At 71.4% G+C, this 14,819-nt stretch carries 12 protein-coding genes; 3 read left to right on the top strand and 9 right to left on the bottom strand.

From position 1 onward, the window contains the following. The 5 genes from AB0D44_RS23890 to AB0D44_RS23870 form a co-directional block, all read right to left on the bottom strand. Positions 1-1,727 (bottom strand): molybdopterin-dependent oxidoreductase (locus AB0D44_RS23890; protein WP_362594464.1); only part of this gene is annotated, 1,727 nt, incomplete at its 3' end. Continuing rightward, positions 1,724-2,821, bottom strand: a complete 1,098-nt coding sequence (locus AB0D44_RS23885; protein ID WP_362594462.1) for an MFS transporter — start codon at positions 2,819-2,821, stop codon at positions 1,724-1,726. The genes AB0D44_RS23885 and AB0D44_RS23890, both read right to left, overlap by 4 nt. 67 nt (positions 2,822-2,888) lie before the next feature. Further along, complete coding sequence (gene pflA, locus AB0D44_RS23880) at positions 2,889-3,686, bottom strand: pyruvate formate-lyase-activating protein (protein WP_362594460.1); 798 nt, start codon at positions 3,684-3,686, stop codon at positions 2,889-2,891. Next, complete coding sequence (gene pflB, locus AB0D44_RS23875) at positions 3,686-5,956, bottom strand: formate C-acetyltransferase (RefSeq protein WP_362594458.1); 2,271 nt, start codon at positions 5,954-5,956, stop codon at positions 3,686-3,688. The genes pflA and pflB overlap by 1 nt, the downstream gene beginning before the upstream one ends. 293 nt (positions 5,957-6,249) lie before the next feature. Then, entirely contained in the window at positions 6,250-7,659 is a 1,410-nt protein-coding gene (locus AB0D44_RS23870) for an MFS transporter (RefSeq protein WP_362594456.1), read from the bottom strand. 318 nt (positions 7,660-7,977) lie between these two features. Here AB0D44_RS23870 and AB0D44_RS23865 point away from each other — a divergent pair, with 318 nt between their 5' ends. Continuing rightward, positions 7,978-9,126 carry a low temperature requirement protein A gene (locus tag AB0D44_RS23865; protein ID WP_362594454.1) on the top strand — a complete coding sequence of 383 codons (1,149 nt, stop codon included), beginning with the start codon at positions 7,978-7,980 and terminating at the stop codon, positions 9,124-9,126. Between the two features lie 117 nt (positions 9,127-9,243). Then, complete coding sequence (locus AB0D44_RS23860) at positions 9,244-10,491, top strand: cytochrome P450 (RefSeq protein WP_362594452.1); 1,248 nt, start codon at positions 9,244-9,246, stop codon at positions 10,489-10,491. A gap of 139 nt (positions 10,492-10,630) precedes the next feature. On the opposite strand, the gene AB0D44_RS23855 is transcribed toward AB0D44_RS23860, so the two are convergent. Together AB0D44_RS23855 and AB0D44_RS23850 are read right to left on the bottom strand one after the other, a co-directional pair. Beyond that, complete coding sequence (locus AB0D44_RS23855; RefSeq protein ID WP_362594450.1) at positions 10,631-11,125, bottom strand: DUF5949 family protein; 495 nt, start codon at positions 11,123-11,125, stop codon at positions 10,631-10,633. A gap of 57 nt (positions 11,126-11,182) precedes the next feature. Then, positions 11,183-11,803 carry a hypothetical protein gene (locus AB0D44_RS23850; RefSeq protein ID WP_362594448.1) on the bottom strand — a complete coding sequence of 207 codons (621 nt, stop codon included), beginning with the start codon at positions 11,801-11,803 and terminating at the stop codon, positions 11,183-11,185. Between the two features lie 187 nt (positions 11,804-11,990). On the opposite strand from AB0D44_RS23850, the gene AB0D44_RS23845 reads away from it, so the two are divergent. Next, positions 11,991-12,416 carry a DUF6299 family protein gene (locus AB0D44_RS23845; RefSeq protein WP_362594446.1) on the top strand — a complete coding sequence of 142 codons (426 nt, stop codon included), beginning with the start codon at positions 11,991-11,993 and terminating at the stop codon, positions 12,414-12,416. Positions 12,417-12,470: 54 nt separating this feature from the next. Here AB0D44_RS23845 and AB0D44_RS23840 read toward each other — a convergent pair whose 3' ends face one another. Next, positions 12,471-12,638 (bottom strand): hypothetical protein, encoded by a 168-nt coding sequence (locus AB0D44_RS23840; protein WP_362594444.1) that lies wholly within the window; start codon positions 12,636-12,638, stop codon positions 12,471-12,473. Positions 12,639-12,709: 71 nt separating this feature from the next. Continuing rightward, positions 12,710-14,722 carry a SpoIIE family protein phosphatase gene (locus AB0D44_RS23835; RefSeq protein ID WP_362594474.1) on the bottom strand — a complete coding sequence of 671 codons (2,013 nt, stop codon included), beginning with the start codon at positions 14,720-14,722 and terminating at the stop codon, positions 12,710-12,712. Between the last annotated feature and the right edge of the window lie 97 nt (positions 14,723-14,819).

Genomic DNA, 14,819 nt, shown 5'->3' with positions numbered 1-14,819 from the left:
ATCCCGCCGGTCTGCTCGAGACGTTCGTAGGTGATGCCGTAGTAGTCGTTGACCGTGCCGGCCGAGGCGATGCGCAGTTCTTCGAAGACCTCGCGGGAGCCGGCGAAGTCGAACTTGTCCCCGGCGCCGAGGCGCTTGGCGAGTTCGCACATGACCCAGGTGTCGGTGCGCACCCCGGCGGGCGGCTCCTGCGCCTTGTTGTGCTTGACGACGCGGGCCTCGGTGTTGGCCATGACGCCCTCGTCCTCGGCCCAGACGGTGACCGGGAAGACCACGTGTGCGTTGGCCGCGGTCTCGGAGAGGAAGAAGTCGAACTGTGCGTGGAACTCCAGGGCGTCGTAGCCCTCCTTGACCGTCCCGTAGTTGGGGAGCGAGACGAAGGGGTTGTTGCAGATGCCGATCAGGCCCCGGATCTCGCCCCGCTGCATCTGCCAGACCATCTCCATCATGGAGGTGCCGGCGGGCGGGAGCTCGGATTCCTCGATGCCCCAGATCCGGCAGATCTGACGGCGGTGCTCCTCGTTCATGATGGAGCGGCCGCCGGGCAGGAGGTCGGCCTTCTGGCCGTGCTCGCGTCCGCCCTGGCCGTTGCCCTGGCCGGTGATGGTGCCGTACCCGGCTCCGGGCTTGCCGAGGTTGCCGGTGGCCACGCACAGGTTGATGACCGACAGGCAGTTCTCCACGCCCTGCGAGTGGTGTTCGATGCCGCGGGCGTGGAAGGCCATCGCCTTGCCGGCGCCGCCGAACATGCGGGCCACCTGGACGATCTGCGAGGCGGGGATGCCGCAGATCTCGGCGGAGCGGGCCGGCGGGTAGGCCTGGACGGTCTGCTTGACCTCGTCCCAGCCGGTGGTGTGCGCGGCGAGGTAGGCCTCGTCGGTCAGGCCCTCGGCCACGATCACGTGGAGCACGGCGTTGAAGAAGGCCGAGTCGGTGCCGGGCTTGAGCGCGACGTGCACGTCGGCGGTGCGCGCGACGGCCGTTTCGCGGGGGTCGACGACGATCAGCGAGGCGCCCCGGTCACGGGCGCCCCACAGGTACTGGGTCATCACCGGGAAGCACTCCCCCACGTTCGACCCGGCGATCAGCAGGCAGTCGGTGAGGAGGATGTCGGAGAAGGGGTTGGCGGCCCGGTCGATGCCGAAGGCCAGCTTGTTGGCGCCCGCAGCGCTCACCATGCACAGGCGGCCGTTGTAGTCGACGTGCCGGGTCTTGAGGGCGACCCGGCCGAACTTGCCGACGAGGTAGGTCTTCTCGGAGAACAGGCTGGCCCCGCCGAGCAGGCCGAAGGCGTCGTTGCCGTGCGCCTGCTGGATGCGCCGGATCTCGGAGACGGTGAAGTCGAGGGCCTCCTCCCAGGAGGCCTCCTTGAACTCCTCGTCGCGCGAGCGGCGCAGCAGGGGGCTGGTGAGCCGGTCGGGATGGTTGACCTGCTGGTAGGCGTTGATGCCCTTGGGGCACAGCCGCATCCGGTTGATGTCGTGGTTGCGCGGCTCCACGCCGAAGACCTTGCCGCCGTTGTCCACGCGCAGGTACATCCCGCACTGCACGCCGCAGAAGCAGCAGTGGGTGGGGACGAGGGTCTCGCCGTTCTGGTCGGCGTGCCACTGGTCGGCGGGGATGCCGCCCGCGTCGCGGAAGTTGCGGGTGCCGGGCGGGGCGATGGAGGGGTCGAGGGCCAGCGGTACGGGCCGGGACACGGCCTTGGCGGGGTCGGTCGCGGTCACTTGAAGCCCTTCTTGACGTGGCTCAGGTAGGCGTTGCCGCGCAGCACCCGCTTGCAGCGCGGGCAGTATTCGACGAAGGCGTTGAAGTCGAGCCCCAGGTCCTGCATGGTGCCGCGCAGGTTCTCCACGTACGGGGTGGTGTCGATGGGCTCCCCGCAGCGCTTGCAGGCGAAGACCTGGTCGTCCTGGCGGGCCGTGTACTTGAACAGCTGCATGCCGACGGCGGCCGGCCGCTGGACGATGTGGAAGAACTTCCCGAACGGGATGTAGATGAGGGTGAACACCACCGACACCATGTGCAGGACGGCGAGGAACTCGTAGCCGCCGCCGTGCAGGAAGATCGACGAGAAGGTCAGCAGCAGCCCGGTCACCGAGATCACGATCAGGCAGATCAGCGGCAGCAGGTCGTAGGCGAAACGCTGGCCGGTGATGGCCCCGCGGTCCTTCATCCGGCGCCACAGGAAGTACGAGGCCCCCGGGATGACCAGGACCGCGGCGAGGTCCAGGCCGTGGAACATCAGCCAGCCCAGGATGTTCAGCGAGTCGAAGCCGAGCACCTTGAAGCCCCAGATCCGCATCTCGTACCCGGGTCCGGAGGCGCTGCCCGAGGTGAAGGTGAACCAGCCCCAGGTGAGCGGGAAGGTGATGAGCGCGGCCAGGATGCAGCCCCAGAAGATGAGCTGGTGGGCGGCCCAGCGGGCGCGCGAACGGGCGCCGAGGAACTTCTGGAAGCCGAGGTAGGTGGCGATCATCCTCGGCAGGGCGGTGGGCGCCCTGCGGAAGTTGGCGGCCGAGAAGAAGCTGCCGAAGCCCTTCTTGAAGAGGCGGCGCGCGCCGGGTGCCGATACCCACACCGTGTACCGGTAGGCCACGCCGAAGGCCAGGAAGACGGTCGCGACCGCGTACGGCAGCAGGGCCGAATCGAAGTCGCGCAGCAGCCGGCTGCCCAGCACGATCGCGGCGATGAGCAGGAGGGAGACGGCGGCGCCGGCCAGGGTGGCCCGTGCGGTGACGGATCTCCTGACCGGCGGCTGGGTCTCGGGCGCCGCGGGCGGTGGCGGGGCGGCGGCGAGGACTTCTGTGGGCTCGGACACAGCACCACGCTAGGTGGTCCATACCGATTTAGCCCGTTATGTGGTGCCCGCGGTGAGGCCGAACGGGTCAGATGGCGGTCAGTCCCCGCGCCGCGAAGACCTCCTTGGCCGCGGCCACCTGCTCCGCGTCGGGCGAGGGCGTGTCGTGGAGGGTGAAGTCCATGCCCAGCGCCCGCCACTTGCCCTCGCCCAGTCTGTGGAAGGGCAGCACGTCGACCCGCGAGACGTTGCCGAGGGCCGCGGCGAAGGAGGCGACCCCCTCGATGTTCTCGCGCGCGTCCGTGAGTCCGGGGACCAGGACGAAGCGCAGGTGCACCTCCTTGCCGAGACCGGCGAGGCGCTGCGCGAAGTCCAGGGTGGGCCGCAGCGGCCGTCCGGTGACGCGCCGGTACGTCTCCCGGTCCCAGGACTTGATGTCGAGCAGCACCAGGTCCACGTCGCGCAGCAGCGCGTCGGTGGCGCGCACGCCGAGGAAGCCGGAGGTGTCCAGGGCGGTGTGCAGCCCCAGCTCGTGCTTCATCCGGTGCAGCAGCTCACCCGCGAAGACGGGCTGGAGCAGCGGCTCGCCGCCCGAGACGGTGGCCCCGCCGCCGGACGCGGCGATGAACCTGCGGTACTTGGCGGCTTCGGCGATCACCGCGTCGGCCGGGGTGCGCGTGCCGCCGCGCATCTTCCAGGTGTCCGGGTTGTGGCAGTACAGGCAGCTCAGCGGGCAGCCGGACAGGAAGGTCACGAAGCGCGTGCCCGGACCGTCGACGCCGGTCGACAGGTCCCAGGAGTGCACCGAGCCCTCGCTGGGCCGCCGGGTCGCGGCGGCCGCGGGAGTGAAGGCGCGTGCAGCGTCCGCGCCGAGGAGGACGGCCATCAGAGCGAGCCGTGGAAGGTGCGGGCCAGCACGTCGAGCTGCTGGTCGCGCGTGAGGCGGACGAAGTTGACGGCGTAGCCGCTGACCCGGATGGTCAGCTGCGGGTAGTCCTGCGGGTGCTCCATGGCGTCCAGGAGCGTCTCGCGGCCCAGGACGTTCACGTTCATGTGGAAGCCGTCGACGGCCGTGTAGCCGTCGAGCACGCCCGCCAGGTTCTTGATGCGCTCCTCGGGGGTGCGGCCCAGCCCGTCGGGGGTGACGGTGCTGGTCAGCGAGATCCCGTCCTCGGCGTCCTGGTACGGGAGCTTCGCGACCGACAGCGCCGAGGTGACGTAGCCGTGGGTGTCGCGGCCGTTCATCGGGTTGGCGCCCGGGGAGAACGGCTCGCCCGCCCGTCGTCCGTCCGGAGTGCTGCCGGTCTTCTTGCCGTAGACGACGTTCGAGGTGATCGTCAGCACGGACTGGGTGTGCTCGGCCCCCCGGTACGTCGCGTGCCCCCGCACCTTCCTCATGAACTCCTCGACGAGCCACACGGCGATGTCGTCGACGCGGTCGTCGTTGTTGCCGAAGGCCGGGTAGTCGCCCTCGACGGTGTAGTCGGTGGCCAGGCCCGTCTCGTCGCGCACGGCGGTGACCTTGGCGTGCTTGATGGCGGACAGCGAATCGGCGGCGACCGACAGGCCGGCGATCCCGCAGGCCATGGTGCGGCGCACGTCGCGGTCGTGCAGCGCCATCTCGATGCGCTCGTAGGCGTACCGGTCGTGCATGTAGTGGATGACGTTGAGGGCGTGGACGTAGGTCGCGGCGAGCCACTCCATCTGCCGGTCGAACGCGGCCATGACCTCGTCGTAGTCGAGCACCTCGGACGTGAGGGCGCCCGTCTCGGGGCCGACCTGGGCGCCGGACTTCTCGTCCCGGCCGCCGTTGATCGCGTAGAGCAGGGTCTTGGCGAGGTTCACGCGGGCGCCGAAGAACTGCATCTGCTTGCCCACCGGCATCGCGGACACGCAGCACGCGATGGCCGTGTCGTCGCCGAAGCGCGGACGCATCAGCTCGTCGGACTCGTACTGCACCGAGGACGTGTCGATCGAGACGCGGGCGCAGAACTCCTTGAAGCCCTGCGGCAGCTGCGGCGACCAGAAGACGGTCATGTTCGGCTCGGGGGCCGGGCCGAGGTTGTAGAGCGTCTGGAGGTAGCGGAAGGAGGTCTTGGTGACCAGCGGGCGGCCGTCCTCGCCCATGCCGGCGATCGACTCGGTCACCCAGGTCGGGTCGCCGGAGAACAGCTCGTCGTACTCGGGGGTGCGCAGGAAGCGGACGATGCGCAGCTTGATGATGAAGTCGTCGACCAGCTCCTGGGCCTGCTCCTCCGTGAGGAGCCCGGCCTCGATGTCCCGCTGGAGGTAGACGTCGACGAAGGTGGAGGTGCGGCCGAGCGACATGGCCGCGCCGTTCTGCTCCTTCACCGCGGCGAGGTAGGCGAAGTACAGCCACTGGATGGCCTCGCGGCCGGTGGCGGCCGGGCGGGAGATGTCGTGACCGTAGGAGGCCGCCATCGCCTTGAGCTCGGCGAGGGCGCGGATCTGCTCGGCGAGCTCCTCGCGCAGACGGATCGTCTCCTCCAGCGAACGGTCGCCCGCGGGCAGGGGGTTCAGCTCCTCCTTCTCCTCCTTCTTGAAGGCGATGAGGCGGTCCACGCCGTACAGGGCCACGCGGCGGTAGTCGCCGATGATGCGGCCGCGGCCGTACGCGTCCGGCAGACCGGTCACGACGCCGGCCTTGCGGGCGGCGCGGATCTCGGGGGTGTAGGCGTCGAAGACACCGGCGTTGTGGGTCTTGCGGTACTCGGTGAAGACCTTCTCCAGGTCCTCGGACACCGGGTAGCCGTAGGTCTCCAGCGCGCCCGCGACCATGCGCCAGCCGCCGTACGGCATGATCGCGCGCTTGAGCGGGGCGTCGGTCTGGAGGCCGACGATCAGCTCCTTGTCGCGGTCGATGTAGCCGGGCGCGTGCGCGGTGATGGAGGAGGGGATGTCGTGGGCGATGTCGTAGACGCCCTTCTCGCGCTCCTGCGGGAACTTGTCCGTGATCGCCTTCCACACGGCCGTGGTGCGCTCGGTGGGGCCGGCGAGGAAGGCGTCGTCCCCCTCGTACGGGGTGTAGTTCTGCTGGATGAAGTCGCGGACGTCGACGGCGTCCCGCCACAGGCCGCCCTTGAAGCCCTCCCAGGCCTCGCCGTTCCTCGTGGTCTCCGCAGGGGTGGCAGTCATCGCCCGCACCTTCTTCCGTCGCCTCGTTGCCTGCTCCCATTGCACGCCCTTTGATCGATCATTTGGCGCCGCGATGGTCCCTACCTGGGGCCCGTAGGTCCTGCCGCCGGCCGCCCGCACACACTCACACCGGTGCTGACCTGGAGGTTCGCCCGGGCCGAAAGTCCCTCGTATGCTTGTGAAAACTTTCACATAAACTGCGCAGGGCCGCGTGAAAACGCCGACGGGGCCGGATGTTCCAGCCCCGTCGGCGTAGCACCGCGGGAGGTGGGGCGCAGCCCCGGCGGGCGGGCTCAGCTCGGCGCTTCGGCGCCCGGGCGGGCGTAGAACCACCAGGCGACGGCCACGCAGGAGGCGTAGAAGCCCACGAAGCCCCACATCGCGCTCGTCACCGCGAAGTTGGCGAACATCGCGGGGATGAAGAAGAACCCGTAGGCGGCGATGGCGGCCGTGAACCCGGTCACCGCGCCCGACTCGATCTCCGCCTGCTTCAGTGCGGCCGCGTACTGCGGCGTGCCCTCCGTCAGCCCCTTCAGGTGCTGCCCGCGGAAGATCACCGGAATCTGCCGGAAGGTCGAGCCGTTGCCGATGCCCGAGAAAAAGAAGGCCGACAGGAAGCAGAGGAAGAAGCCCTGGAAGGACCCGGAACCGGAGCCGGCCGGCAGGAAGGTGATCACGCCGATGAGGGACGCCGCCATGCCCGCGAAGGACAGGATCGTGACCCGGGCGCCGCCCAGCTTGTCGGCGATCCAGCCGCCCGCCCAGCGGGCCAGCGCGCCCAGGGCCGGACCCATCCAGGCGTAGGCCGCCACCGAATACCCGGGGAAGGTGGTCTTGATCAGCAGCGGCAGCGCCGCCGCGAAGCCGATGAAGGAGCCGAAGGTGCCCACGTAGAGCCAGGTCATCAGCCAGGTGTGCTTGCGCCTGAAGATGACCTTCTGCCGGCTGAAGGGGGTGGAGGCCACCTTCAGGTCGTTCTGGCCGAACCAGGCCACCGCGGCGAGGACGATCAGCACCGGCACCCACACGAAGGCCGCGTTCTGCAGGTAGATCTCCGAGCCGTTCGCCTGCTTCTGGCCCGCGCCGATCGCCAGGACGGAGGAGGTGATCAGGATCGGGGTCAGCAGCTGGACCACGGACACGCCCAGGTTGCCCAGGCCGCCGTTGATGCCCGTCGCGTTGCCCTTCTCCCCCTTCGGGTAGAAGAAGCCGATGTTGGCGAGCGAGGAGGAGAAGTTCGCGCCGCCGATGCCGCACAGCGCGGCGATCGCGATCATCGTGCCGTACGGGGTGCCCGGGTCCTGCACCGCGAACCCCAGCCACAGCAGCGGCACGATCAGCACGACCGTGGAGAGCGCCGTGAAGCGGCGCTGCCCGATCATCGGGCCGATGAAGGTGTAGAGGATGCGCGCGCTGCCGCCGGTGAGGCCGGGCACCGCCGTCAGCCAGAACAGCTGCGACTGCGAGAACCCGAAGCCGACGTCCTTCAGGCTGGTCGCCGTGATGCTCCACACCTGCCAGACCACGAAGGCCACCAGCAGGGCCGGCACCGCGATCCACAGGTTGCGGGTCGCGACCTTCTTCCCCGTGGACCGCCAGAAGGAGGGGTCCTGCGGCGTCCATGCGGTGATGGTGCGGCCGGGACGGTACTGCGCCGGATCGGCGAGCTGCGGCCGTACCGCGTCCTTCGTGGCGGAACTCATGGTGTGTCCTCAAAGCTCGAGGGGTGTCCTTGCCTCTTCAGGTTCCGTGGCCCAAGGCACCCGGCGGCAGAGGAGAACGCACTGGGACAGACGGGCCAAGGTCCCGCCACCCCCGGTGCCCTGGTCGGTACGTCAGGCCGGCGCGCGCACCGGCAGACGGGCCGGGGAGGGCCCGGTCGCCGGCCGCGCACACCTCTCCCGTCCCCGTCTTCGGCGCAGGGCCGCCCCGGAGCGGCAGGCGACCGCCCGGGGCACCCGGACGGTGAGGGCCGCGCGTCCGGCCCGCCCAAGCCGCACGCATCTGCTGTGCTGGCCGGTATGGCCTACTCCCCCATGACCGCGCGCAGCCGTGACGAGCAGCACCGCGCGGCCACCCCGCTGGAGCTGTTCTTCGACCTCTGCTTCGTCGTCGCGATCGCGCAGGCCGGTGCCCGGCTGGTGCACGCGCTGGCGGAGGGCCATCCCGGGGCGGGGGTGACCGGCTACTTCTTCGTGTTCTTCGGCGTGTGGTGGGCGTGGATGAACTTCACGTGGTTCGCCTCCGCCTACGACGTCGACGACGTGCCGTACCGGATCGCGACCCTCGTCCAGATCGCCGGCGTACTCGTCTACGCGGCGGGCGTGAGCCGGGCCTTCGACGGGAACGACTGGACGGTGGCCGTCATCGGCTACCTGATCATGCGCGTGGCCCTCACCGCGCAGTGGCTGCGGGCCGCCGCAGGGGAGAGCGGCGCGGCGCGCACGGCGGCGCTGACGTACGCGGTGGGGCTGATGGTCTGCCAGGCCGCCTGGGTGGGACTGCTGTTCGCCCCGGACGGCTGGAAGCGGTGGCTCTTCCTGCTCCTGGCGGCCGCTGAGCTGCTGGTCCCGGTGATCGCCGAGCGCGGCCATCAGACAGCGTGGCACGCACACCACATCGTGGAGCGTTACGGCCTGTTCACCATCATCGTGCTGGGCGAGACGATCGCCGCGAGCACGGTGGCGGTGAAGTCGGCCATCGACGAGCACGAGGCACTGGACCTGCTGCTGCCGATCGCCGGCGGCGGGCTGCTGATCGTCTTCGCCGCGTGGTGGATCTACTTCGCGGTGCCGATGCACGAGCGGCTCCGCACCAACCGGGAGGCGATCCCGTGGGGTTACGGCCACCTGCTGATCTTCGCCTCGGGCGCGGCGATCGGGGCGGGCATCGAGGTCGCCGTCGAGCACGCAGTCGGCAAGGCGCACATCTCGCAGCTCGCCGCGAACGCCGCCGTCACCGTCCCGTCCGCGCTGTTCCTCCTGACGGTATGGCTCCTGCACTCCCGCCACTTCAAGCGCGGCCCGGCCCAGCAGCTGACGCTCCCGCTCGCGGCGCTCGCGATCCTGGCCTGTACGTGGGCGGGGGCGTACGCGGTGCTGTACGCGGGCCTGGTCTCGGCGGCGGCGGTCGCGATCGGCGTGGCCCTGTCCACCCGCACACCCCACTGACAGGGGGCACCGCCGGCGCCGAAGCGTCGGCAACGGCGTCGCGCCGAACCGTCACTCCCGCACCACCCCGCCCGTTTTCAGCGCGGAACGCCCCCCGCCGAAGGAAGAGGCACGGCCATGACACTCCCCGCACCACGCCCCGGCAAAGACCCCGGCAGGGACCTGGCCGAGCCCGGCTTCTGGCAGCAGTCCCCCGCCCACCGCCTGGCCGCCTTCGCCCGCCTCCGGGCCGAGGGATCCCCGGTCTTCGTCCCCGAAGGGACCGGCCACTGGGCCCTCGTCCGGCACGCCCAGGTCCAGGAGGCCAGCCGGCTCCCCAAGGTCTTCGCCAGCGCCCCCGGCGTGACCACACCCGAGCCCGCCCGCTGGGTCCGCGCCCTGTTCGGGGACTCGATGGTCAACCTGGACGGTCCCGACCACGCCCAGCTCCGCAAGGTCGTGCAACGGGCGTTCACCCCCCGCCTGCTGGCGGCGGCCGAGGCGGACATCCACGCGGTGGCCGCCCGCATCGTGGACGACGTCCTGGCCGAGGAGCCCGACGAGTTCGTCTCGGCGGTGTCCTCCCGCCTGCCCCTGGAGGTCATCTGCAACATGATGGGCATCCCGGAGCACTACCGCCCCGAGATCGCCGAACGCGTCAACCACGCCTCCGAGAACATCGGCGTGGAGCGCGGCCTGGCCGCCCGCCTGCGGATGCCGGGGCGCGGCCTGCGGGCGCTCGCGCGGATGCAGCGGATGGTGGCCGGCATCGGCCGCGAGCGGCGCAGGAACCCCGCCGACGACCTGATCTCGGCGCTGGTGTGCGCGAACGTCGACGGCCAGGCCCTCGGCGCCCGCCAGCTCGGCGCCTTCTTCTCGCTCCTGATGGTCGCCGGGGTGGAGACCACCCGCAACGCGATCACCCACGGGCTGACCCTGCTGACGGACAACCCGAACCAACGCGACCTGCTGCTCTCGGCCTTCGAGGAGCACGCCGATGGCGCCGTGGACGAGATGATCCGCCACTCGACGCCGATCATCCAGTTCCGCCGGACGGTCGTCGCCGAGCACACCATGGACGGGCACCTGTTCCGGCCGGGCGACAAGGTGGTCCTGTACTACGCCTCCGCCAATCGCGACGAGAGCGTCTTCCCCGACCCCGACGCCTTCGACATCACCCGCTCGCCCAATCCCCACCTGGGCTTCGGCGGCGGCGGACCGCACTTCTGCCTGGGCGCGCACCTGGCCCGGGTCGAGATGAAGGCGCTCTTCCGCGAACTGCTCACCCGGCCGGTCGGGCTGCGCGCAGTGGGCCTGCCCGATCTGGCCGGGTCGAACTTCGACAACCGGGTCCGCTCGCTCAAGTTCGCCTTCGAACGCCCGTAGGGAACAGGGGGGACCGGGCCCGGCCACCGGGCAGGCTGGGAGCCCGGCGGCCGGAGCAGGGGTGGCGGCGCGGGCCGGCGGCGCGGCCCCGCGGCGCCGGTCCGGCGGCGCGGCCCCGCGGCGCCGGTCCGGCGGCGCGCTACTTCTGCAGGCGCCGCACGGTCAGGACGCAGTGCGCGCTGCCGGTGAGCACCGACTCGTCGCCCGCGAAGGCCTGGAGGGTCTCCGCGTCGACCGGCCGGCCGGGGACGGCCTCGGGCCAGGCGCGCGTGGCGAACAGGAAGTACGCCTGCCCGCTCTCGTTCGCCGCGGCGACCCACTCGTCGGGCGCGGTGCACGTGGCGTTCATCCCGGGCAGGGTGAGCGCGATCTGGTTGCCCTCCAGCAGGATCTGCACGGGGAAGGCGGCCGGGTTGCGGGTGCCGTCCATGACGACGTCGCCGATGGGCAGGCCGATCTCCTCCAGCAGCCCGCGGGCCGCCGCCTCGCCGGCCTCCCGGCCGCCCGGGCCGTCCCCGAGGGTGTAGGCGAGGAGGTACGGGATGTCGTGGGCCTCGGAGGGGTCGCCGATCCAGGCGAGCACCGAAAGGGTGCCGAGCTGGGACCGGTCGATTTCGGCTTGAGTAGAAGTCATGCGCCGCACCCTAGTGGTCTGCCGCCCGGCCCTTTCGCGGCCTTTCACCCGGGCGGGCTAGACGGCCCAGAATCCCCCTCCGGAATTCGCCTGGATGTTCGCGTCCTGGTACTGCAGCCGCTCAATCCGCGCGTTTTCCGGGATTTCGAACACCACCCATCCCTCGGCCCGCTCACCGACCGCGAGGGAATCGAAGACGAGGGGTTTGCCGGTGGTCAGTTCACCGGTGGGCACCACCGGGTGGCGCTGTCCCGCGCCGTCGTGCGCCCACATGCGTCCGAGCGCCCCGTACGAGGCCCCGCCCACGTTGACGAACGACATCGAGGCGGCCACCCAGCGCTTGCCGGCCGACGGGGCGAAGTTCTTCTCCACGCTGACCGCGGGATCCACGTACGCGCGCAGCACCGCCTCCAGATGGCGCCCGACCTGCTGGCCGTGCACCCGTACGGCCTCACCCACACGGGCGTCCTTCGCCCCGGTCCGCGCGGGCGCCCCCTCGGCGCCCGGCGCCCCGTCGTCCACCACGACGGCGGGCACCGCGGCGGGGGCGAGGGCGGCCCCCTCGGGCGCGCTCTGGCAGGCCGTGGCGCCGAGCACCAGCAACGGCAGGACGGCGCGCGCGCAGCGCGGGAAGCGGGAGGCGGAGCGGAAGCGGACAGGGGTGGCGGACTGGCGCATGCGGGATACCTCCGGGGACGTATTCCGGTCAGTCTCACGCGCCCGGGCAGGGAATTGCACACACCGACACGGATGGGCCCGGCGGGTGTGTACGACGAGTTGCCCCCGGCTGCCAGCACAATGCGTTCCGGCGGAATCCCGCCCCCCGAATCCACCCGGAGGAACGATGGGTATTCACGGAACCCGCATGGCCCTGGCAGCACTGTCGGCACTGGCTGCCACGACGGTATTCACGGCGACCGCCGGCGCGACTTCTTTCGACCAGGAAATTTCCGTACAGCCGTACGGTCATATCTCCCAGGACGGAAGGATCACCCTTTCCGGCAAGTACCGCTGCTCGAACCCGTCCCCCATGAGGGCGAAGCTCCAGATCGCGGCGGCCGTCGTGCAGGACGGCACGCGCCTCGCCTTCGGCGGCGGCGAGGCACAGTGCGACGGACAGGAGCACGCGTGGGAGGCCACCGGCACGCTCGAGTTCACCCCGGGCGTCCACCCGGGCCGGGCGCTCGCCGAGGCCCAGCTCAACGAGATCCACTTCGCGGGCCTGATGCCCCGCTCCATCGACACGGTCGCGGAGGACCGCCGGGAGATCCGGCTCGCCGTCCGCCGGTAGGCGGCCGCTGCGGCCGCTGCTGCGACCCGAGGCGTCCCCGGCCGGTAGCCGCCGCTACCGGCACTCGGGCGCGACGTCCGTCATCGACATGAACGCCACCGACTGGCAGCCGGGGTCCGCGTGCGGCCGCCCCGTCGTCCAGTCCACGACCGTCGGCACTCCGGCAGCCAGCAGGAGCAGGGCCAGGATGCCCGTCGCGGCGCCTTTGCTCAGCCTGCGCACAGCACGATCCGTTCCATACCGCGCATCATCACGCGCCTTCCCGCGGCCCACAACTCGGGGTGGCCGTCCGGTCACCCCGCGCTCCGCGGAGTGCCCGCCGCGTCGAACTCGCACCACACGGCCTTGCCGTCGCCCCGGGACTCCACACCCCAGTGCGTGGCCAGCGCGTCCACCAGGAGCAGCCCGCGCCCCGTGGTGGCCGCCTCGCCGGGGGTGCGCCGGCGCGGCCACACGCTGGAGCGGTCCTTGACCCACAGCCGGATCCGCCGGACCGGCTCGGGCAGCACCTCCATCGTCAGCACGGCGCCGCCGTCGGTGTGCAGCAGGGCGTTGACCAGCAGTTCCCCCGCGGCCAGTTCCACGTCGTCGGCGAGGTCCGGCATGCCCCAGTCGCGCAGCGCCTGGCGCAGGGCGTAGCGGGCGTCCGAGAGCCCTTCCGGATCGGCCTGGTGGATGTACTGGTGGATGCGCGGGGCCCGGTGGGTGCCCGGGTCGGGGGCCCGGCGCAGCACCAGCAGGGCCACGTCGTCCCCGGAGCCCCAGCGCTCCCAGAGCCGGTCCGAGAGGTGGTCGGCGAGCGCCCCGGCCTCTTGCGGGCCGCTGCGGACCGCATGGGCGAGGGCCTCCATCCCCTGGGTGATGGCGGTGCCCGGCTCCTCCACCAGGCCGTCCGTGCACAGCACGAGCGTCTCGCCGGGAACCAGGTCGAGGCGGGTCTCGGGGAAGTCCTCCTGTTCGAAGACCGAGGCCAGCCCGAGGGGCAGGCCGCCGCGCACGTTGGGCCAGCCGGTTCGGCCGTCCGTGTGCCGGATCAGCGGGCCGAGGTGGCCCGCGCGCACGGCCCGTACGCCGCCCGTCTCCAGGTCCACCTGCGCGTACATGCAGGTCGCGAAGCGCTCGGTGTCCAGTTCGGCCAGGAAGCGCGAGGCCCGCGCGAGCACGGTGGACGGAGGGTGCCCCTCCCCCGCGTACGCCCGCAGCGCGATCCGCAGCTGGCCCATGATGGCCGCCGCGTGCGTGTCGTGGCCCTGGACGTCGCCCACCACGATGCCGACGCGGTCGCGGGGCAGCGCGATCACGTCGTACCAGTCCCCGCCGACCTCCCGCCCGCTCCAGGCCGAGTGGTAGCGCACCGCGATCTCCCCGCCGCTGATCTCCGGGATCCGCCGCGGCAGCATGGCGGCCTGGAGCCCGGTGGCGAACTCCCGCTCCTGGTCGAAGAGCAGCGCGCGCTGGAGGGACTGGGCCACGATGCCCGCCAGGCCCAGGCAGAGGTTGCGCTCCTCCGGGCTGAACTCGCTGCGCCGCCGGTAGAAGAGGACCAGCCCGCCGATGGCCTGGGCCTGCGCGATCAGCGGCAGATAGGCGGCCGCGTCGTACTGGATCCGGCCCAGGTAGTCGCTGAGCAGCGGGAACTCCTCACCGAGCGCGGTGAGCGAGGTGACGAAACGTGCCTGCCTGCTGAGCACCGCCTGGGACAGCGGCAGCGAGCCGTCCAGCCGGGTGAAGCGCCGTTCGCTGAGGATCTCCAGCGACTCCCCGCTCAGCGCAATGATCTTGATGGTGCCGCCCTCGACCAGTCCCAGGGCCAGCCCGTCCGCGCCGAGCCGCTCCAGCGCGCCCGCCCCGGTCAGCGTGGCCGTGACGTCGTCGACCGTCACCGCCCGCGAGAGGGCCTCCGTGGTCCGCTGGACGATCGTCGTCTGCTGGGCCCGGGCCGTCTCCAGCTTGCGCAGCGTCGTGGCCTGGGCGAGCTCCGCCGTCGCGTCCCGGACGATGCCCACGATCCGCCGCGGCTGCCCGTCGCCGTCCCGCAGCACCCGGCCCTGGGTATGCGTCCACTGGTCGCGCCCGTCGCGCCGCTGCACCGTGAAGTAGGCCCCGTACGACTCGGCGCCGCCCTCCAGGACCCCTCGGACGGTCTCGGCCAGCCGTGCGCCGTCCTCCGGCGGGATCCGCAGCCCGAGCCCCTGCGGGGTGCCGTCGAACCCCTCCGGCTCCAGGTCGAACACCGACATCCCGGCCTCGTCCAGGGCCAGCGAGCCGTCGACCAGGTCCCACTCGAAGCTGCCCATGCCGTTCAGCGCGAGCCGTTCCCCCGGCCCGGTCTCGGGAGTCCTGCGGTCCTGCTCGGGAGTCCTGCGGTCCTGCTCGGGACGGTCGCGCTCCGCCGCTGACACG

The sequence above is a fragment of the Streptomyces sp. NPDC048349 genome (assembly GCF_040651925.1).
In the GTDB taxonomy this organism is placed as follows: domain Bacteria; phylum Actinomycetota; class Actinomycetes; order Streptomycetales; family Streptomycetaceae; genus Streptomyces.
Note: the sequence above shows the minus strand (reverse complement) of the source record. Positions and strands in the feature narration are given on the sequence as shown.